Raw genomic sequence first — 19,531 nt, forward strand, 5'->3', positions numbered from 1 at the left:
ACAAGAAAGCGACAAAAGGCTCAAGAGATATTGGAGGGAAGGCAAACTTCCCTTATCTGCTACCTCCAATAGTCACTCTCCCGACTATTGGATCTGTCCGACATCACCTTAGAAAAGTCTGAAAAGGACTTTGTCTACAAACTCAATCTTCAGCTCAAAACTGAAGACTTTTAAACGAAATGGTATTACCGTTGATTCATGCTTTTCATGACACGCTTGATGTCACGGTCTTGTTCGCGGCGCTTGATGCTTTCGCGTTTGTCATAATCGTGTTTCCCTTTGGCTAGTCCCAGTAGGATTTTAGCAAAGCCATTTTTGAGGTAAACCTTCAAGGGAACTAGTGTCATACCACTACCTTTTAACTCATTGGCAAGGCGGTCGATTTCACGTTTTTTGAGCAAAAGCTTGCGTGTGCGTTCGGGGTCCTGATTCCAGATATTTCCTTGCTCAAAGGGGGCAATATGAACGTTAACCAACCAGGCTTCCCCATTTTTGATTTGGGCAAAACCATCTTTGAGTTGAATCCTGGCAGCACGAACCGATTTGATTTCAGTTCCTGTCAAGACAATTCCTGCTTCAATCGTATCGACAATAGTATAATCATGTCTTGCCTTCTTATTTTGGGCTAAGACATTGGAGTCTGTACCTTTTGACATGGAATCCTCCTATTTACGTTTTTTAGATGCTTGCGACTTCTTAGCCGCTTTCTTATAAAAAGGGTTCTTATCTTTTCTGCCTTTGTTAGACTGACTGCCTTTGTTACCAGATTTGGATTTTTCACCACGATAAGAACCTTTACCTACCTTATCATCTAATTCTCGACGATCCTTATCAAATCGGCGACTACGTCCTCGTTCTTGGCGGTCTGATTTAGCAACTTTTTCAACGACATCATAGTCACTTGGCAAGTATTCAAAGTCAATATCGCCCGTTTCCTTATCAGCACGCGTTAGCTTGATACGGATTGGTTGACCAACCTTGAAGACCTTGCCTGATTTTTCCCCTTGAAGAGACATGGTACGCTCGTTATAGTTATAAAACTCAGGTAGAGTGGTCACATGTATCAACCCTTCAATGGTATTTGGCAACTCTACAAAGAGGCCGAATTTGACCACAGAAGCGACAACACCTTCAAACTCTTCACCCACATACTCTTCCATGTACTCAGCTTTCTTCATGGCTTCTACCACGCGCTCGGCATCAATGGCACGACGTTCCAATTGTGAGGATGATGTAGCTAGTTCTGGAACAACACTAGCAAAATGGTCTTGCCTTTCAGCTGTGGCACCCTTAGCGTACTCACGAATCATGCGATGAACTAAGAGGTCAGGGTAACGCCGAATCGGACTGGTAAAGTGTGTGTAGAACTCGGCAGCTAAGCCATAATGACCATGATTATGCTCTGAATAGCGTGCCTGCTGCATAGATCGCAACAACATCATGCTAAGAACTTCTGAACCAGGTTGCCCTTCTATTTTTGCCATAAAATCCTGTAAGGCAGATTGGGTGATTTTAGAAGCTGTCCCTTGAATTTGAACCCCAAAGACACTAGCATAATCAATGAATTTTTGTAATTTTTCAACCTTAGGCTCTTCGTGAATGCGGTAGATAAAAGGCAAGTCTTTGCGAGCAAAATGCTCCGCCACACATTCATTGGCTGCTAGCATAAAGGACTCAATCATCCGCTCAGCAATGCCACGTTCACGAACGACGATATCGACAGGTAGCCCCTTATCATTAACGATAATTTTAGCTTCTGACGTGTCAAAATTAAGGGCACCACGACGCACACGCATGTCCTCTAAAATCTTGTGAAGAGCTGCCATATCCTGTACTGAATCCACAATAGACTTGTACTTGTCTAAAATCTCCTGATTGCCAGCCAGCATCTCATTGACATCGCTGTAGGTCATACGATAAGTCGTATTAATAACAGATTGGCAGATTTGATAATCAACCACTTTCCCTTGCGGATTGATTTCCATGATAGCCGATTGGGTCAAACGGTCAACATTGGGATTGAGGGAACAAATCCCGTTAGACAAGCGTTCTGGCAACATTGGCACTACACGATCTGTCACGTAAACTGATGTCCCGCGGGTAACAGCTTCGCGGTTAAGAGCAGAGCCTTCTGTCACATAGTAGGAAACATCTGCGATATGCACACCGAGTTCAAAGTTTCCGTTTTCTAAACGTTTGATGTGCACGGCATCATCCAAGTCCTTGGCATCAGCCCCGTCGATAGTAAACGTAATTTCCTGACGGAGGTCCACACGACCCACCAAGTCCTTGGCACTTGGCGCATCTGGTACGGCATTGGCTTCTGCTATAACATCTTCTGGAAATTCTGACACGATATCCATGGATTCCAAGACCTCAAGAACGTCAATGCCAACATCTCCTTGATGGCCAACAATATCACGAACATGACCAACGAAATAATCGTGACCACGAGTTGGATACTTCTCAATCTCGACCTTAATAATCTCAGTTCCATCAAGTAGCACAGGCTCCTTTTTGATGTAGATTTTCTGTTGAATCTTCTGATTTTTAGAGGTCATGTAGCCCGCATATTTGGGCTTCGCATCATCTAAGACAAACTTACCCACCACGGTTTTCAGGGCATGATCAACAATCTTGACCACACGGGCTTCAGCCGCTGTCCCCTTAAGGCGATCAGCTGGCTTCTTGATGACTACTTCTACTGTATCTCCGTCAATGGCATGCCCCACATCATTACGTCCGATAAACATGTCATCTTCATTTTCATCAACAAACAGAAAGCCAAACCCTGCCTTATTGGCACGAAAAATCCCTTGAACAGTGATTTGCTCTTTCTTTTCTTGTGGTTTTCGGAGCGAGATCATGCCATCGTCATTAAAACGAAGCTCTCGCTTACTTTCCATTTTGGAAATTTCTTTAATCAGAAGTGGGAATTTCTTAGCACCTGCCATATCTAAGCTGGCTGCTAAGTCATTAATATTTGACTTCCCATGCTCCTCTAAATACTGTAAAATCTTTTCTTTCATAGTTTCCTTAATTTATAAATTGATACATTGTCAGTTTGTTGACGATTTAAAAAAGAGCCTGACGATTGTCACGGCCCACTTTAACGACTTGATAATAAAACAAGTAAAAATGCAATTAATAGCCAAAAGAAGACAAGAACACCTGTGAAGCGTTGCATAAAGGCCTCAAAACCTCGAGCTTTTGTTCGTTCAAACAGGGCTTCTGAACCACCACTATCAAATACATTGCTCCCCGGATTCTTTTGTGGTTGCATGAAAATGGCAATCACCAAAATAACGGATATCACTAAGAGTGCTGTCAAAAGCAAGTTATACATCTGTTTCCTCCAATACTGTCCTTACAAGATTACCATATTTTCCTTTAAGATTCAAGGTGTAAGGTCACTTTCCGTTCTTTTGGACAGTATTTAGGGACCTTTATTTTTTCTGGATGTGTGATCTTATTTTTACTGGTCAAATAGTTCTTACTGCCACATTCACTACATTTTAAATTAATCTTAATGCGCACTTAAATTTCCTTTTTCCTGAGATAATGCCTAAAATTAATAAGGCTCCATATAAAATTAAAAAAGACAATGGCACTAGTCACATAAAACACCGACTGATAGCCTATTCCTGCAGCGACTGCTGAACCAACAAAGGGCCCTATGACCTGTCCAAAATTGGTAAACATCTGGTTATAGGCAAACACCCGCGATATGCCTACTTTTGGGGTTAATCGTGTCAAAAGGGCATTGACACTAGCATTAGCGCTCCCGTTCCAAAACCAAAGAGAAAGCGCCAAATGCCAAGCTCCAGACTGGTTTCAGACCTGGCTAGGAAAAGATAAATGACCCCACAATAAAGCAAAGCTAGTAAAATCAGGCGATGATTTCCCATACGATCCCCCATTTTCCCGAGACGTGAGCTGGAAATCATACTAGAAAAGCCCATGGCTGAAACGATAGCACCTGATACAAACATCAAATTCTCTGTCTGACCCAAATGTCTAATATATAAGGTCAAGATTGGGGAAACCGATTGGGCAGAGATCTGAATGATCATACTGGTTACAAACAAGTCTATGAGCATCTGCCTGTCCTTAATCCGATCAAATAGCTCCTTTGTTGAGCAGGTATCTATTTTAGCAACCGGTCGAAAATCTTCTTCGATCATAAACGGAGTCAGGATCGAAACGATCAGCAAAAGAAAGCCTACCAACAAGAAAACATTGCGGATACCGATCATTTCTGCAACAAAGCCACCAAACAAAGGTCCTATCAAACTACCGCCGATCACCCCTGTTGCTAAAGTGCCTAAGGCGTAACCTGTTTTGTCCTGAGGAACCTGTGACGCAATGAGGGCATTGGAATTAGGAATGTAGCCCGCAAAGATACCATTTAAGAGGCGTAATGCCAAAAGCCAAAAAAACATTGGGGACAAAGGCTAAACCACCCATGGTTAGGGTCATGACAAAGCTGGCCCGTATCATCATAGGCTTTCTCCCATAGCGGTCGGCTAGCCTTCCCCACATGGGTGCAAATATTCCCGAAGCTAAGGCTGATAAGAAAATCGCCAAACCAGAGTAAAGCTCAACCAAACCAGCTCGTGTCCCCAGCTGTTCAACGTAGAGAGGCATGAAGGGCATAACAAGCGAAAAGCTTGCTCCAGTAAGAAAAACTACCGAACCAAGCTATCTTGAGATTCTTTTTCCAATCAATTTCTATAGGAATCGGCATCATCTTCTTTCTAGTGTCACAATGCTCACTATTATACCACATTTAACCATAAAAAACGATTCTCCTGACATTCTTCTCACGATTTTAAACTCCCCGTTTACTAACGCTTCCGAAGACTGCCTAAAATCCCACGCACCAACTCGCGACTGACCGTTCTAATGGCTGAATTAACAAAAATATCTCTCGCTTTTTCAAACTCAGACTTAGGCTTTCTGGCCTGGCGTCGAGCTTCCTTTTCAACTTCTTTAGCGGCCTTTTCATCGGCTTTTTTTTGTTCATCTGCCGCTGTTTGGGAGAGTTCCTTTTCAAGTTTTACCGCTAGCAGTTCATGAGCCGATTCGCGATCAACAGCCTCTGCATACTTATCATAGAGTGGTGACTGGTTAATCAGTGCTTGGGTCTCCATAGCTGATAGGGGTTCAAAGCTGGATTGTGGCGGCATAATAAAGGCGCGTTCGACAACTGCCGGCTGAGTCTCTGGTGTCAAAAAGGAAATCAGAGCTTCTCCGACTTCAAGAGTGGTAATAGCTTCTGCGATATCGATCTCTGGATTTTGCCTAAAGGTATCAGCCACTGTTTTAACAGCCTTAATCTCCTTAGGCGTATAGGCGCGAAGGGCGTGCTGCACACGATTTCCCAATTGCGCTAGAATAGATTCCGGCAAATCTAAAGGATTTTGAGTGATAAAGAAAATCCCAACCCCCTTTGAACGGATCAAACGTACCATTTGTTCAATCTTTTCCACAAAAGCTTTGGGTGCGTCTTTGAATAAGAGATGTGCTTCATCAAAGAAGAACACAAACTTGGGTTTATCCAGATCGCCAACTTCAGGTAGCGTCTCATAAAGTTCAGACAAGAACCACATCAGAAAAGTAGCGTAAAGCGTTGGTGACTGAAAAAGCTTAGTAGCGTTCAGAATATTAACCATTCCCTGATTTTCACCATCAACTACCATAAAATCAGCTAATTCCAGCGCCGGCTCACCAAAAAAAACATCGCCACCTTCTTCCTCCAAAGCCAATAAACTTCTCTGGATAGCAGCTACAGACTGTTTAGCAATATTGCCATACTGAGCAGAATAGTCACTGGCATGATCATAGACCTCTTTCAAGAGTGCCTTCAAATCTTTGAGGTCAATTAAGAGCCACCCCTTCTCGTCAGCTACTTTAAACACAATCGTCAAAATACCAGTTTGTGTCTCATTAAGCCCTAAAAGACGCGACAACATCAAGGGACCCATTTCCGTAATGGTTGCCCTAGTCGGATGTCCAAATTGGCCAAAGACATCCCATAACCTGACAGGAAAGGCCTGCGGTTGATAATCCGTGATGCCAATCTTTGCCAAGCGTTGGCTGAGCTTATCAGTCAGCTGGCCTTTCTTTGCGATATTGCTTAGGTCACCCTTAATATCAGCCAAAAAAACAGGTACACCTGCCAAACTCAACTGTTCAGCCAAAACTTTCAACGTCACCGTCTTCCCTGTTCCTGTAGCTCCGGCAATCAACCCGTGACGATTTAACATGCTTAACGGCAGCGTAACAGGCGACTTACCCAAACCGATTTGAATCTCTATCATATGCATCTCCTACATTTTTTCCATTTAAAGCACTATTACCTTTATTTTAGCATAATGCCTGCAGACTCACACCTTAGAATCACCGAAAAGCGAGATCAAGCCATCAAGGGACAGCTACATGGCCCAGCCGACACCTATAGCAAATAAAACAGTTCCAAGTCCTAAAGTACCACCCAAGAGCCAACCTAGAAGACTCACAGTCACTTCAATAGCTGTCCTTACCACAGATACCCTCAAACCGGTCACTTGACAAAGGCCTACCATAAGACCATCTCTCGGCCCCGATCCTAGGTGACACGTTAAATAAATAGCTGATGCGAGACCAACTAAAAAAATCCCCAAGATGGTGAGAAGGCATCTCACCAACAAAGTTTTTGGGCTATCAAATGCCTCAACCATACTTCCAAGCACCCAAGCAATAATGACCATATTTAAAAGCGTCCCAATTCCTGGTCTCACTTTGATCGGAATCCAAGACAAAAGGGCCATTCCAGAAATGATAAAGGTCATCATCCCAAGGGGCACTCCTAGCTGTGCTGACAAGCCTTGCGATAATACCGTCCAAGGCGTTGACCCTAGATTTGCCAAAACCAGGCAAGCTTCTCCTAAGCCAAATAAAATCAAGCCAAACACCAAGACTAACAATGATTTTGGATTAAGGTCCCAGAAGCTACTAGCCGTCCAAGGCATTTGAGGGATAACCTTATGACGAGACATCACTTATCTCCCTTAACAAGCCATCAATCTGCTGATAGGTCTCTGACAACTCACCACTATTATCGATCACCTGATCAGCAAGCTTTTTCTTTTCCTCCAAAGAAAGCTGCGCAGCGATACGTTTTTTAGCTCGTTCTTCTGTATAGTTATTTCGCTTCATCAAACGTTCCAACTGCTGCGCGGGATCAAGATAAACAAGCCAGACTTGGTCGAGCTGGCTTTGATAGTCCAATTCAAACAAGAGAGGAATATCCATGAAAACCACCTCATGTTTTTGCAGTAAGTCATCTCTTCTCGCCAGCAATTCCTGCCGAATAATGGTATTCTGCAAAGCAGAAACCTCCGCACGAACAGTCTTATCCGAGAAAAATTGCTCAGAAAGAGCTTGTCTATCAATTTCGCCATTAGGAGCTAGGATTTTTTTTCCATAAAAATCAACCAAAATATCATAGAGTTTGCCTCCCTTAGCCTGGAGCTCATGGACTATAGCATCCGCATCAATCACTTGGAAGCCAGTTTGTCGTAAATAGTTTGTCACCGTCGACTTACCAGAAGCAATACTCCCAGTGATTCCAATGGTCATAGTCATAATTTTTGACACTTGGGACAATAATGACTGCCCCTTCCTCCTACTTGAATTTTAACGATAGCTGTTCCACAACGCTGGCAGGGCTGCCCCGTTAAGCCATAAACCCTTAAAAATTGCTGCATAGTCCCATCTTCACCCAAGGCATTACGATAAGTCCGAATGGTTGACCCACCCTTTTCAATCCCAAGCTGCAAGATACGAATAGTTTCATCATGCAGACGCTTGATTTCAGCTTTTTTAAGACTGGAACTAATCCTTAGAGGATGTACCTTAGCAGCCCAGAGAACCTCATCCACATAGATATTTCCCAAGCCAGCTACTAAAGATTGCTCCAAAAGATAAGGCTTGATTTTTTTAGTAGAGGACAGCAAGGTTCGCTCAAAAGGAGCTAGTTTGAAGGCTTCTTTGGTTGGTTCAGGGCCTAGCTTCTTAGAAGCGAAATAAGCATCTTCTTGCGATGACAAAAGCATTTCCATGGTTCCAAATTTTCTCACATCTTGATAAATCAAGACAGATTGATCCGTAAAGGTGAAAAAGACATGGAAATGTTTATTGTCAGGAACACTCTCCTGATTCTCAAACATGAGATACTTGCCTTCCATCCGCAGGTGGGAAATGAGCAGCAAGTCACCAAAATCAAAAATCAAATATTTTCCACGACGGCGCATGGCTTGAACGGTCATCTGACCATCAATCAGTGGACGAAAAGAATCCACACCCGTCACCGCAATCTTAGGAAAAGCAAAGCGAATGTCTTGAATGGACTTTCCAACAACATGCTTCTCCAAACCACGACGAACCGTCTCAACTTCAGGAAGTTCAGGCATAAAATCACGATACAAAGGGCGTTAAACGGACACAGTCAAAATAGGAAATCTACTGAAGACGCTCGCGTCAAAGTAGTATTTATCTTTTTGACACCGTCCGTAGCCCGTGTTCAGGTCAGAACACAAACTTACCCTTCTCCTTTCTAACAAATTAATAAATAAAAGTGACGAACAGCTCTATCTAAGATCGAGCATTTCGCTCGAGTTCAATTTTTAGTCAGAATCGCTCGTCTTTCTATTATTTTGAAGGTAAACTTTGGAGAAGAATGGGACTTCTTTGTAACAGAGTCCCTATTACATGTTCAAGTCCGAACATAAACATACCTTTTTCTCACATTTTCACTTAAACAAAAAGGAAATATTAAAAATACTTCCTTACTAAGTCATCATTATCGTCCCGTTTAGAAAAGAGTTCAGATGACGTCTGGTCAAAGAAAATAGGAAGCATATCGTCCATAGAATCCGCTAAATCAATCTTATCTGCTAACAAATCCTGATGAGGTACCCATGTGACTTCTCCTTCTTCTGAAGATCTCAGCATCCCTGAAAAATCAGATGTCCGATATAAGAAGACCAAATATCTAATCTTGTCTCCCCTCGTTTGAAAATGTTTAACCCCAACTAATTTAGGATTTGAAATCGTTAAACCCGTCTCTTCAAAAACTTCACGAACAACAGTATCGTGCAGGCTTTCACCTTTTTCAATATGTTCACCTGGAAACACTGCCCCTGACCAGTCATACCGTTTTGGGTCCCTAATTTAGACAACACAATAGCCGTCTTTATCCTCAACTAGGCACATATTAGTTAAAATCACATCTTCACTAGGTCGCATACGACTCCTTTATCGTCCTACTTGGAATTGTCCTGAAAAATACTCATCCAGCATCACTTTTTGTTGCGGGCTGAATAGCTCTAAATGTGCAATCTCTTCTGCTGAAAAGAAAGCTAGTTGGAGAGTCTCCTCATTCGCAAAATGGTCAATCGAAAATGATTCCGTTGCTCTTACTTGATATAAGACACCAACTGTCTGTGCTTCATCACCATTTGGAAATACCGTCTCAAAATTAGTATAAACATTTAACAGTTTGACAGGTTCGACAGCAATACCCGTTTCTTCAAGAAATTCACGAACGACAGTGTCTGATGAACTTTCGCCCAATTCCATGATACCACCAATCACTCCCCACTTTTGACTGTCTCCCCTTAATTGCAAGAGAACTCCACCCTCTTCATCACATAAAATTCCCGCAGCAAAATTTAGAAAAATCTTGTCCTGACCCACTTTGGAGCGGATATAGGAAATATAATCTTGTGGCATGTCAAAACTCCTTTATCGTCCTAACTGAAAGTCACTCGCAAAATATTCTTTTAACATCAAGCGATGTTTATCAGAAATACTGTCTAGCTGGTCAATTTCCTCTTTTGTAAAAAAGGCTACTTTCAGAGTTTCTTCATTGTGAAAATCACTGATATTTCCAATCTCTGTCGCTGTCAGTTCATAAATGAAAACAACTGTTTGGACTTGATCACCGTTTGGATAGACCTCATCAAAATTTGTATAGACATTCAACAAACACTTGGCTTGAACCTCAATCCCTGTCTCTTCATAAAATTCACGAATAGCCGCCTCAAGAGATGACCCACCTAGCTCCATGGCCCCTCCAGGAATAGCCCAAGTCTTCTTGTCACCTCTTAACTGGAGAAGAACTTTCCCTTCCTGATTAGCCAAAATACCGCCAGCAAAGTTGAGAATCACCTTGTCATGCCCAACTTTAGACCGGATATAGGAAATATAATCTTGTGGCATGTCAACTCCTTTCAGAATTATCTCATAAAACGATTTACTACTGTTTTCTTATCCCAATAAGAGGAGGCTACTAGAGATGTCTTCCTTATCCTTGATTTTTTATTTTTGGGCTCGGGTTAAAAACATCTCCCAGACGTTTTTAATACTCTTTCTCATTATAGCCAAAGTCAGCCAGGTCCAGTTTTTTGTCACGCCAGTTTTTCTTGACTTTGACCCAAGTTTCGAGGAAGACTTTATCCCCTAACATGAGTTCAATGTCTCGGCGAGCCATGGTTCCGATTTTCTTGAGCATGGCTCCTTTTTTCCCGATAACAATCCCTTTTTGGCTATCTCGCTCCACCATGATCGTTGCACGAATATGCACCTTATCTGTATCCTCATCACGCTTCATCGAATCAACTACCACAGCTATAGAATGTGGCACTTCTTGTTGCGTTAAATGAAGGACTTTTTCACGGATCATTTCTGAAACCAAGAAACGCTCTGGATGATCGGTAATCTGATCTTCTGGGAAATACTGGAAACCTTCTTCAAGATTATCTTTAAGGATTTCCATGAGGCGGTTAACATTATTACCTTGAGTCGCTGAGATCGGAACGATTTCTTTAAAGTCCATTTGGTCTTTAAAATCATCGATTTGTGCCAAGAGCTGGTCTGGGTGAACCTTATCAATCTTATTGATGACCAAGATAACAGGAACTTTAGCCGCTTTTAGGCGTTCAATAATCATATCATCACCCTTACCACGCGCCTCATCTGCTGGCACCATAAAGAGAACTGTTTCTACTTCACGAAGGGTACTGTAGGCAGATTCTACCATAAAATCACCCAAGGCTGTCTTAGGTTTGTGAATCCCTGGCGTATCGATAAAGACAATTTGTTCCGTATCTGTCGTGTAGATACCCATGATTTTATTACGCGTTGTTTGCGCCTTATCACTCATGATGGCAATTTTTTGCCCCATGACATAATTCAAAAAGGTTGATTTTCCAACATTTGGACGACCTAAAATCGCCACAAATCCACTTTTAAATGACATAAATTCTTTTCTTTCTTTTATTCACTAACTGTCTGATAGTCAAATATCAAACGCAATTCTATATGTTATCCAAAAATCAAGTGCCACATCTTTGGAACAAAGATGATTAAGCCTGTTATTAAGGCATAGACCGAGATCACCAAAACCGCTCCCGCAGCCATGTCTTTAGCATTTTTAGCTAACATAGAGAAATGGTAATCACTGGCTAAATCCACCACATTTTCGATGGCAGAATTGATGATTTCAAAAGCAATGACCAAAAAGATACTTAGGAGTAAAAACAACCACTCTAGGGCTGAAATTTGAAAAACAAGCCCTGCTATAATAGCTAGAAGAGCTGAAATCATGTGCTTACGCATATTGCGCTCTTCCTTATAGGCGTTGACCACCCCAGTTATGGCAAACTCCATGCTAGCTGTTAGGGTTCGGTTTTTCCATTTTTTTTGCTTATTGTCTCGTGAGTCCATAGGCACTTAAAATCTCTTCCTGTAATCCAAACATCTCTGCTTCTTCTTCTGGTGTGTAATGGTCATAACCGTTAATATGAAGGAATCCGTGAACAGCCAAGAATCCCATTTCACGTTCAAAAGAATGCCCATACTCCTCAGCTTGTTCACGCGCCTTGTCGATGGAAATGAAAAGTTCACCAATGTAGGCATCAAATTCTGCCATCATTTCAGCTAAATCAGGACTTTCTGCCAAATCTTCCTCATCAAAAACAATGGGAGTCTCTGGTTTATATTCCAAACTGATAACATCTGTCGGACGATCCGTGTCACGATACTCCAGATTTAGCTCGTGACTCCGCTCATTAGTCACAAAGGTAAGAGCCATCTCCTTATCTGTTTTCCTTGTCTTTTCAGCCGCAAATTCAAGCAAATCAAGTGTTTGCTTCTTGATCGCTTCAGAGACTTGTCCGGTCTCGTCAATCATCTCTATATACATATATTAGATACGATTCCCCTAGTATCGGGGATCTGACTCCTTCTATCTATTCTTATAGTCCCTTCATTATACCATAAAAGTCGTCACCCACCTATCTCAGTAGTTAAGCCTTTAATTTGCAAACACTTTCTTTGTGAAGCCTGCTTCAAAATGATATTCTAATTATGGAAAAATTTTTAGGAGGTATCGTCATGGATACAGTATCGAGATTTACAGAGTCTCTTTTTGGAGCGCTCCCTGGAGCTATCCGCATCATTGTCTTAATTTTAGTAGCACTTATCGTCGCTGCTCTTGTTAAAAAATTGGTCATCAAAGGCCTTACCAAATTAGCACCTGTTGCTAAATTATCAAAATGGGGATTGGTAAAACCCACACAAGACGAAAAAGCTCTTGTCAAAGGGTTCGGTCAGTTTGCTTACTTCTTAGTTATCTTGTTCTTCTTACCAGCCATTCTTTCAGGTCTTGGCGTATCAAGCGTGGTTGACCCAATTTCAAGCATGTTTGCTAAATTCTTTGGTTTCTTGCCAAATGCTGTAGCAGCTGGTCTTATCTTAGTGGTTGGGGTTTACCTTTGCAAATTCGTCAAAAATCTTGTCAGCAACCTTTTAGTGAAACTACCATTTGAAAAATGGATGAGCAAACTCTTCGATCAAGATATTGATCAAGCAAAAGTCAACGAAGTTAAAATCGCTGATGTTCTTGCATCAATCGTTTATGTGCTTCTTTTCATTCCAATCCTAACACTTGCTCTTGAAACACTTGGTATCAAATCATTGTCAGAGCCAATCGTTGGCTTACTCGATCAAGTTATTAACTTCATTCCAAATATCTTGGTGTCTGTTGTTCTCTTGGCAATCGGTGGCTTCATCGCTAAATTGCTTAGCAACTTACTTGAAAAAGTGCTTAAAGCATCAGGTATCGATAAATATTCACAATACCTTAGTGTCAAAGGTCAAGCAGAATATCAAATCTCAACTGTCCTTGCCAACATCGTTAGTGCTATTATCTTAGTTTTCTTCTTTGTCCAAGCACTTGCGACCCTTAACCTCTCGGTTCTTAATACAATCGGTCTTGCCATCATTGCTTACCTTCCTGCTGTTATCAGTTCACTTGCAATCCTTGGTCTTGCCATCGTTCTTGGTAATGTTCTTGCTGGATTCATTGCTAAATCTACAAGCAGTAAAGCACTTGGTGAAGTTGTTCGTTACGGTTTGATTGCACTTGCTATCTTCATGGCACTTGATCAACTAAACATTGCACAAGCTATCGTCCAAACAACATTCACAATCATCCTTGGTGCTGTTGCCGTTGCTTTCGCTCTTGCCTTTGGTCTTGGTGGTAAAACCTTCGCAGCTCGCCAACTTGAAAAATTGGAAAACTTCCTTAACAAGAAATAATCCAAAACAAATTCAAAAAGCACCTCTCCGTGAGGGGCTTATTTTTGTACTAAAAAGAGCAGGGGACAAAAATCGGTAACTCAAATGGTTCGATTTTGTAGTCCTAGCTCCGCATAGCAGCGTAGGTAGAGTAGAACTATAACAGCCGGTGAAATCATCACCTTACCCCCACACTCCACCGCTACATCTTGATGAGTTGATTGAGCCATCTAAAAAGGCAGGGACTCTTGTCCCAGCCTCTGATATCAATTTTTGGCTTATGATTAACCTTTATCCTTAGGCAAGTCCCCAATCACTTCATAGCTAGTTAAGCCTGATTTTGTTGAACTTTCGGCCTCTTCTGATAACTCTTGACTAACTTCATGAAAAGGCTTGGCTTCATAAGCATTGATAATCTCTGCAACCACTGGATGACGAACCACATCACTAGCTGAAAAGTGAACAAAGTCAATCTGTTTGATCCGTTTCAACTTTTCAGAAGCATCAATCAAACCTGATTTCACATTACGAGGCAAGTCAATCTGACTAGTATCCCCGTTAACGATCATCTTAGAATTAAAACCAAGGCGCGTCAAGAACATCTTCATTTGCATAATGGTCGTGTTCTGTGCCTCATCCAGAATGACGAAAGCATCATCTAAGGTTCGACCACGCATGTAAGCTAGTGGGGCAATCTCAATAATTTCGCGCTCCATGAGGCGTGTCGTCTGCTCCTTACCTAAAATTTGATAAAGGGCATCGTAAACCGGACGTAGATAAGGGTCAACCTTTTCCTTTAAATCCCCTGGTAAAAATCCTAAACTCTCGCCAGCTTCTACCGCAGGACGTGTCAAGATAATGCGCTTAACCTGACCACGCTTGAGAGCGGTCACCGCCAAGGTCACTGCAAGAAAGGTCTTCCCAGTACCAGCAGGACCAATCCCAAAGACCACATCATGTTTTTTGACACTGTCCACATAGACTTTTTGTCCAAGTGTTTTTACGCGAATGGGCTTAGCATAGCTATCCTTGATAATTTCCTCTTCATAGAGGGCTACAAATTTATCGATGCTTCCATTCTCAGCCATAGAGAGAGCTGTCACTACGTCAGACGTATTGACCGTCATCCCACGCTCCACAAGCACAAGAAGCGCTTGGATAGTGATACGTGCTAGTTCTACTGCTTCTTGCTCATCAGCCAAAATCTGAACACGCTCGGTTCTAGCATGAATAATGACATGAAGATGGTCTTCAATAAAACGTAAATGGCGTTCATTTGTCCCGAACAGTGCCAAAACATCATCGGGGTGATTAAGGGTAATGTCTACAGAATACTCTTGCAAGGTTAAATCCTTTTCTTTGTTAGATTAGTTTCATTATATCAAAAAATCCCTAAAAATAGGGATTTCTAATTCGTTTAGACCTTTGATTTGCTTTGAAGTCTTAAAAAGACGGTCGCTAATAATAACAAGCTTCCAAGATAGACAAAACTATTGGCAAAACCAAATCTGTCAATCATCCAACCTGTCACAGGGAAAATTAAAATCATAGCTAAACTAAAAAGCATACTAACGACACTAAGCATAGTAGCTCTAACGTCACTGGGAATCATCCTTTGTAAGTCATTGCCAAAAATCGGTTCAAATAATGCGAATAAACCTTCGGTCACTAAGTAAATAAGGATGTAAAACACCGGCCATCGAAACCAAGATAATAAGTAAAAAATCCCTGTTAATCCAACGATAATTGGAAATAGTGCTGTCGCTTTTACGACTTGCCCCAGCCGACTAGCTAACCAAATACAAGCGATATTGATTACACTCGAAACTAACATCATGACGCTAATCTGCCAAGATGTCAAGACCGTTATTTCATTTTGATAATAAAAATAAAACATAGTCATGACAACCGATAAAAATTGAACTTTAATCATCCAAATGAACAACTGAGGTTCTCTTTTAAAGGTCAAAAAAACAGTCTCCATAATCATCTTTAGAGTTGGACTTTTCTCTCTTTCCAACTTGACACTGGGCTCTTTCATAAGGAAAATGAAAAATAAGACAAAAAGGGACAAGACTATATGAATCATATAGGTCACATCCAGCAACCCATGGACAAAAAAGCCAGCGACCAAGATTCCCAAGGTTCGCGTCACTTCAGCAACACCAGCAAAAAAACTGGATATCTTCAAGAATTTCGATTCCATCCCCGCTTCTTTTACCGATTCAAAGAGCATAGCAGAACTGGTACCTGAATCAAAATTGTAAGCCCAAGCATTTATAATCATTCCAAGTGCATATAACCAAAAATTTCCATGACCAACCAACATCAAGACACTGGAAAAAATACTAGCCAAACGACTGAGATACAAATTGGTTTTATAAGAAAAACGATCTGCTAGCATACCTGAAGGTACTTCTGAAATTAGGCTAGTGAAATGAAAAATACTTTCCAAGATCCCAATCTGCCAGAGTGCCATGCCATGTTGGCTGAGAAATAAAAGCCAAAAAGTAGTAATGCCAAAGAAGGCAAAAAATTCTGTCGCTCCTAGAAGAGCAATATTACGTCGATACGATAATGTAAACATAGATTATTCCTTATTTAAAACAGGGTGACACTTTAGTCACAAGCAAATTAACTATACATTATTTTTTACCTACATAATACCTCTGGCAGATATTCTGCTTTCCTCCTCGAATAATCTCGTTTTCGTATCGTATTAGTTTCATTATATCAAAAAATCCCTAAAATTAGAGATTTTTTGAATATTGTAGTTTAATGTGCCAAATAGTCTTCCCAAATCTGGTCAAAATCACCCAAGTTAAAGACAAAGCTAGCCTCGTCTTCCAAATAACGGCTAATGGTATCAAAATCATCTGTATGCTTAGGAAAGGTCGTATCTTCGAAAGCTAAATCAGCCAAGATAGCAACTGGCGCATTTGACTTAGGATTTCGCTCAGTCATCAACCAAGTATAAAAGGATTTTCTCACTGCCAATTCTCCTTTAAGAACTGATGACGAATGGCGCTAGAGAGCGCGTAACGCTCTGGATTAGTTTTATAAAAGCCTTGATGGTATGCTTCTGCTTCATAGAAAGTCTCAGCAGGCTCAATCGTCGTCACAATCGGTTTGTCAAAACGTCCTGATGCTTGAAGTGCTGCCTTAGATTTCTCTGCGATGCCTTTTTGCGCCTCAGTGGTGTAGTAAATAACTGGACGATAGTTATCGCCTCGATCTTCGAACTGTCCAAAAGCATCTGTTGGATCTGTCTGTGCCCAGTAAAGTTCCACCAAATCATCATAAGACACTTTTTCAGGATCGAAGATAATCTCTACGGCTTCTGTATGACCGGTTGTATGGCTACAAACTTGTTCATAAGTCGGATTTGGAACATGACCTCCGGTATAACCACTACGGACTGACAAAATCCCATCTTGCTCCTCAAACGGTTGTACCATACACCAGAAACAACCACCAGCAAATATCGCTCTTTCCATACTCATACCTCGTTTATTTTTTTCTTATTGTAACAGAAAAACCTCAGAATGTCTGAGATTTTTTTATTTTTTCTGAAAACTAATCCATCAACTTCGTACCGAGACTATCCTGCTTAATTTTCTTAGCCTTCATGAGACCACCAAGTGCCTTTTTAAACTGCCCTTTGGAAATACCAAAAGTTGACTTGATATCTTCTGGGGAGGATTTATCATTCAAGGTCATAAAACCACCATTTGATTCTAAGTAAGTCAAAATCATTTGGGCATCATTTTCCAACATTTCAAAGGAACGCGGTTTAAGCGATAGATTCAAGGTGCGGTCAATGTCACGAAAACCAATAACACGAGCATCTAGAACCTGTCCAAGACGGGGTTCAGCATAACGTTCGCTTGGGTGAATAAAGCCTAACATATTGTTCTCGGGTAAATAAACGAAAGTTCCTGACAGTTTGAGGCGGTAAACAATAGCTGGCAACGTTTGATTTTGCATATTATCGTAGGCTGGTCCAGTCATTTTTTGAAAAATTTCAGGTTCTGCTGGTAGACCCCAGATTCGACCTTTACGGTCTACATCAAGTTTAATATAAAGCTTATCTCCCTTTTTTGGCCATAATTCTTTCATCTCTGGAAGAACGTCTAAAGAAACGACGATCTCTTTATCTGGAATTCCTGTATCGACAAAAACACCTAAATCACGGCGAACCTCTGTTACCGTTCCCCAGTCGTAGCTCGTCTGTGTTGAAGCTACATCCTTTGTGGTTAAACGTGGTTTTTGTTTCATATCGGTATAAACAAAACCTTTGACCATATCACCTAGTTGGTGTTGTCCTTCCTCTTTCGAAAGCGCAAAAGTAACACCATCTTTTTGGACAAAATAGGCTTGCGCATTTTCATCCGTTACCAGTCCGCTGATAATTGTTCCTAGTAATTCATTCATACTTGTTTCCCAATTTCTTTTTTAAAAAGCAGTGGACAAATCGCCCAGTTCGGGTCTTTCATCACACCGCCTTTTAGTTTTTTTTATGTCAATATTAAACTTCGAGAAGTTCTTTTTCCTTGTTAGCAACCATGCTGTCGATATGCTTAACAGCTTCATCTGTTGCCGCTTGAATATCTTTTTCAAGAGTACGCAATTCATCTTCAGTGATTTCATTGTTTTTCTCTTGTTTTTTAGCATCATCCATAGCATCACGACGGATGTTGCGGATAGCAACTTTTGAGTTTTCCCCAACTTTTTTCACTTCTTTAGCAAGTTCTTTACGTGTTTCTTCAGTGAGTGGTGGGATTACCAAACGGATAACAGAGCCATCATTAGCTGGGTTAATCCCAAGATCTGATTCATTAATAGCGCGTTCAATGTCTTTAATTGATGATTTATCAAATGGTGAAATCAAAAGCACACGAGCTTCAGGAACAGTGATAGATGCCAACTGGTTAAGCGGTGTTGGGGCACCGTAGTATTCCACTTGAATACGGTCTAGAAGACTAGCATTAGCACGACCAGCACGAATACCAGCGAATTCACGAGCAAGTGATTGGTGAGATTGTTCAAAACGTTCTTTTGCTTTAGTAATAATTTCCTTAGTCATTTTATTTTCCTTACCTTATTCTTCTACTTTATTTGAGACAGTTGTTCCGATCGGTTCACCTAGAACGACACGTTTGATATTTCCAGGTTCATTCATATTAAAGACCACAAGATCAATATCATTATCCATTGAAATTGCCGAAGCCGTCGCATCCATGATTTTTAGACCACGTTTAATCACTTCGCCATGTGTCAATTCATCAAACTTAACCGCATCTGCATTTTTCCTTGGATCATCGTTATAGACACCATCAACGCCATTTTTAGCCATCAAAATAGCATCAGCTTCGATTTCGGCTGCACGGAGAGCAGCGGTTGTATCAGTCGAGAAGTAAGGTGAACCAATACCTGCTCCAAAGATCACTACGCGATTTTTTTCCAAATGGCGAAGAGCACGTCCACGAATATAAGGTTCTGCTACATTATGCATAGCGATGGCTGTTTGAACACGCGTATCCACCCCCTCTTGTTGAAGACTATCAGCCATAACAAGAGCATTCATAACTGTACCCAGCATACCAGTGTAATCTGCTTGTACACGGTCCATACCAGCTGCAGCAGCTGGTTCACCACGCCAAAGGTTTCCACCTCCAATCACAAGAGCAATCTCTATGCCAGAAGCATGAACTTCAGCAATCTCTTTTGCCATCTCCTGAACAGTCTTGATGTCAATGCCGACACCACGTTCGCCTGCAAGTGCTTCTCCAGATAATTTAATCAAAACACGTTTATATTTTGGTTGAACCATGTTCTTCTCCTCAATAGTAATTGACATGATAACACATCTTCATCTTTACCATTTTATCATAAAGCAACTTAA

Annotated in this window: 21 protein-coding genes and 2 pseudogenes; 1 reads left to right on the forward strand and 22 read right to left on the reverse strand. The window is 41.3% G+C overall.

The window, feature by feature from the left end; genetic code table 11:
* Positions 1–185: 185 nt before the first annotated feature.
* The 15 genes and pseudogenes from smpB to ybeY form a co-directional block, all read right to left on the reverse strand.
* On the reverse strand, positions 186–656 hold the full coding sequence (smpB, locus tag G574_RS0105310; protein ID WP_029691288.1) for an SsrA-binding protein SmpB: 471 nt from the start codon (positions 654–656) through the stop codon (positions 186–188).
* Between the two features lie 9 nt (positions 657–665).
* Positions 666–3,029, reverse strand: coding sequence for a ribonuclease R (rnr, locus tag G574_RS0105315; RefSeq protein ID WP_029691289.1), 2,364 nt, complete (start codon positions 3,027–3,029; stop codon positions 666–668).
* 80 nt (positions 3,030–3,109) lie between these two features.
* On the reverse strand, positions 3,110–3,346 hold the full coding sequence (gene secG / locus G574_RS0105320) for a preprotein translocase subunit SecG (RefSeq protein ID WP_017769533.1): 237 nt from the start codon (positions 3,344–3,346) through the stop codon (positions 3,110–3,112).
* 44 nt (positions 3,347–3,390) lie between these two features.
* Positions 3,391–3,537: a 50S ribosomal protein L33 gene (rpmG, locus tag G574_RS11300; protein ID WP_084677579.1), complete on the reverse strand. Its 147-nt coding sequence runs from the start codon at positions 3,535–3,537 to the stop codon at positions 3,391–3,393.
* Positions 3,538–4,747: pseudogene (locus tag G574_RS10800) on the reverse strand (multidrug efflux MFS transporter).
* Positions 4,748–4,847: 100 nt separating this feature from the next.
* A complete protein-coding gene (locus tag G574_RS0105330; protein ID WP_029691290.1) occupies positions 4,848–6,323 on the reverse strand; it encodes a helicase HerA-like domain-containing protein in 1,476 nt (491 codons plus the stop codon).
* Positions 6,324–6,437: 114 nt separating this feature from the next.
* Positions 6,438–7,040 (reverse strand): membrane protein YczE, encoded by a 603-nt coding sequence (gene yczE, locus G574_RS0105335; RefSeq protein WP_029691291.1) that lies wholly within the window; start codon positions 7,038–7,040, stop codon positions 6,438–6,440.
* A complete protein-coding gene (coaE, locus tag G574_RS0105340) occupies positions 7,027–7,629 on the reverse strand; it encodes a dephospho-CoA kinase (RefSeq protein WP_029691292.1) in 603 nt (200 codons plus the stop codon). Before coaE ends, yczE begins: the two co-directional genes overlap by 14 nt.
* Positions 7,626–8,456 carry a DNA-formamidopyrimidine glycosylase gene (gene mutM / locus G574_RS0105345; RefSeq protein WP_029691293.1) on the reverse strand — a complete coding sequence of 277 codons (831 nt, stop codon included), beginning with the start codon at positions 8,454–8,456 and terminating at the stop codon, positions 7,626–7,628. Before mutM ends, coaE begins: the two co-directional genes overlap by 4 nt.
* A 361-nt stretch (positions 8,457–8,817) precedes the next feature.
* Positions 8,818–9,291: pseudogene (locus G574_RS10805) on the reverse strand (NUDIX domain-containing protein).
* Between the two features lie 9 nt (positions 9,292–9,300).
* Positions 9,301–9,777, reverse strand: coding sequence for an NUDIX hydrolase (locus tag G574_RS0105355; protein WP_029691294.1), 477 nt, complete (start codon positions 9,775–9,777; stop codon positions 9,301–9,303).
* Positions 9,778–9,789: 12 nt separating this feature from the next.
* Complete coding sequence (locus G574_RS0105360; RefSeq protein WP_029691295.1) at positions 9,790–10,266, reverse strand: NUDIX hydrolase; 477 nt, start codon at positions 10,264–10,266, stop codon at positions 9,790–9,792.
* Between the two features lie 139 nt (positions 10,267–10,405).
* Positions 10,406–11,305 carry a GTPase Era gene (era, locus tag G574_RS0105365; RefSeq protein ID WP_029691296.1) on the reverse strand — a complete coding sequence of 300 codons (900 nt, stop codon included), beginning with the start codon at positions 11,303–11,305 and terminating at the stop codon, positions 10,406–10,408.
* Positions 11,306–11,370: 65 nt separating this feature from the next.
* Positions 11,371–11,772, reverse strand: a complete 402-nt coding sequence (locus G574_RS0105370; RefSeq protein ID WP_029691297.1) for a diacylglycerol kinase family protein — start codon at positions 11,770–11,772, stop codon at positions 11,371–11,373.
* Entirely contained in the window at positions 11,753–12,250 is a 498-nt protein-coding gene (gene ybeY, locus G574_RS0105375) for an rRNA maturation RNase YbeY (RefSeq protein WP_029691298.1), read from the reverse strand. Before ybeY ends, G574_RS0105370 begins: the two co-directional genes overlap by 20 nt.
* A gap of 191 nt (positions 12,251–12,441) precedes the next feature.
* Between ybeY and G574_RS0105380 the strand changes: the two genes are divergently transcribed.
* Entirely contained in the window at positions 12,442–13,647 is a 1,206-nt protein-coding gene (locus tag G574_RS0105380) for a mechanosensitive ion channel (RefSeq protein WP_029691299.1), read from the forward strand.
* Between the two features lie 263 nt (positions 13,648–13,910).
* On the opposite strand, the gene G574_RS0105385 is transcribed toward G574_RS0105380, so the two are convergent.
* The 7 genes from G574_RS0105385 to pyrH all read right to left on the reverse strand — a co-directional run bounded on the left by G574_RS0105385 (position 13,911) and on the right by pyrH (position 19,459).
* A complete protein-coding gene (locus G574_RS0105385) occupies positions 13,911–14,969 on the reverse strand; it encodes a PhoH family protein (protein WP_029691300.1) in 1,059 nt (352 codons plus the stop codon).
* Positions 14,970–15,043: 74 nt separating this feature from the next.
* Entirely contained in the window at positions 15,044–16,213 is a 1,170-nt protein-coding gene (locus G574_RS0105390) for an MFS transporter (RefSeq protein WP_029691301.1), read from the reverse strand.
* 188 nt (positions 16,214–16,401) lie between these two features.
* The gene (locus G574_RS0105395; RefSeq protein ID WP_029691302.1) at positions 16,402–16,617 is read right to left on the reverse strand and encodes a YozE family protein; all 216 of its coding nucleotides are present in this window, start codon (positions 16,615–16,617) and stop codon (positions 16,402–16,404) included.
* On the reverse strand, positions 16,614–17,123 hold the full coding sequence (gene msrA / locus G574_RS0105400) for a peptide-methionine (S)-S-oxide reductase MsrA (RefSeq protein ID WP_029691303.1): 510 nt from the start codon (positions 17,121–17,123) through the stop codon (positions 16,614–16,616). The genes G574_RS0105395 and msrA overlap by 4 nt, the downstream gene beginning before the upstream one ends.
* A gap of 79 nt (positions 17,124–17,202) precedes the next feature.
* Positions 17,203–18,060 (reverse strand): CvfB family protein, encoded by an 858-nt coding sequence (locus G574_RS0105405; protein ID WP_029691304.1) that lies wholly within the window; start codon positions 18,058–18,060, stop codon positions 17,203–17,205.
* Positions 18,061–18,154: 94 nt separating this feature from the next.
* Positions 18,155–18,712, reverse strand: a complete 558-nt coding sequence (frr, locus tag G574_RS0105410) for a ribosome recycling factor (RefSeq protein WP_017768676.1) — start codon at positions 18,710–18,712, stop codon at positions 18,155–18,157.
* Positions 18,713–18,727: 15 nt separating this feature from the next.
* Positions 18,728–19,459, reverse strand: coding sequence for a UMP kinase (pyrH, locus tag G574_RS0105415; RefSeq protein WP_029691305.1), 732 nt, complete (start codon positions 19,457–19,459; stop codon positions 18,728–18,730).
* Positions 19,460–19,531: the final 72 nt, after the last annotated feature.

Origin of the sequence: Streptococcus hyovaginalis DSM 12219 (assembly GCF_000420785.1) — a bacterium.
GTDB classification, from domain to species: Bacteria; Bacillota; Bacilli; order Lactobacillales; family Streptococcaceae; genus Streptococcus; species Streptococcus hyovaginalis.

Excerpts from the sequence above, each read along its gene's own strand:
- smpB (WP_029691288.1), bottom strand. The coding sequence starts at position 656 with ATGTCAAAAGGTACAGACTCCAATGTCTTAGCCCAAAATAAGAAGGCA.
- rnr (WP_029691289.1), bottom strand. The coding sequence starts at position 3,029 with ATGAAAGAAAAGATTTTACAGTATTTAGAGGAGCATGGGAAGTCAAAT.
- secG (WP_017769533.1), bottom strand. The coding sequence starts at position 3,346 with ATGTATAACTTGCTTTTGACAGCACTCTTAGTGATATCCGTTATTTTG.
- G574_RS0105330 (WP_029691290.1), bottom strand. The coding sequence starts at position 6,323 with ATGATAGAGATTCAAATCGGTTTGGGTAAGTCGCCTGTTACGCTGCCG.
- yczE (WP_029691291.1), bottom strand. The coding sequence starts at position 7,040 with ATGTCTCGTCATAAGGTTATCCCTCAAATGCCTTGGACGGCTAGTAGC.
- coaE (WP_029691292.1), bottom strand. The coding sequence starts at position 7,629 with ATGACTATGACCATTGGAATCACTGGGAGTATTGCTTCTGGTAAGTCG.
- mutM (WP_029691293.1), bottom strand. The coding sequence starts at position 8,456 with ATGCCTGAACTTCCTGAAGTTGAGACGGTTCGTCGTGGTTTGGAGAAG.
- G574_RS0105355 (WP_029691294.1), bottom strand. The coding sequence starts at position 9,777 with ATGCCACAAGATTATATTTCCTATATCCGCTCCAAAGTGGGTCAGGAC.
- G574_RS0105360 (WP_029691295.1), bottom strand. The coding sequence starts at position 10,266 with ATGCCACAAGATTATATTTCCTATATCCGGTCTAAAGTTGGGCATGAC.
- era (WP_029691296.1), bottom strand. The coding sequence starts at position 11,305 with ATGTCATTTAAAAGTGGATTTGTGGCGATTTTAGGTCGTCCAAATGTT.
- G574_RS0105370 (WP_029691297.1), bottom strand. The coding sequence starts at position 11,772 with ATGGACTCACGAGACAATAAGCAAAAAAAATGGAAAAACCGAACCCTA.
- ybeY (WP_029691298.1), bottom strand. The coding sequence starts at position 12,250 with ATGTATATAGAGATGATTGACGAGACCGGACAAGTCTCTGAAGCGATC.
- G574_RS0105380 (WP_029691299.1), top strand. The coding sequence starts at position 12,442 with ATGGATACAGTATCGAGATTTACAGAGTCTCTTTTTGGAGCGCTCCCT.
- G574_RS0105390 (WP_029691301.1), bottom strand. The coding sequence starts at position 16,213 with ATGTTTACATTATCGTATCGACGTAATATTGCTCTTCTAGGAGCGACA.
- msrA (WP_029691303.1), bottom strand. The coding sequence starts at position 17,123 with ATGGAAAGAGCGATATTTGCTGGTGGTTGTTTCTGGTGTATGGTACAA.
- G574_RS0105405 (WP_029691304.1), bottom strand. The coding sequence starts at position 18,060 with ATGAATGAATTACTAGGAACAATTATCAGCGGACTGGTAACGGATGAA.
- frr (WP_017768676.1), bottom strand. The coding sequence starts at position 18,712 with ATGACTAAGGAAATTATTACTAAAGCAAAAGAACGTTTTGAACAATCT.
- pyrH (WP_029691305.1), bottom strand. The coding sequence starts at position 19,459 with ATGGTTCAACCAAAATATAAACGTGTTTTGATTAAATTATCTGGAGAA.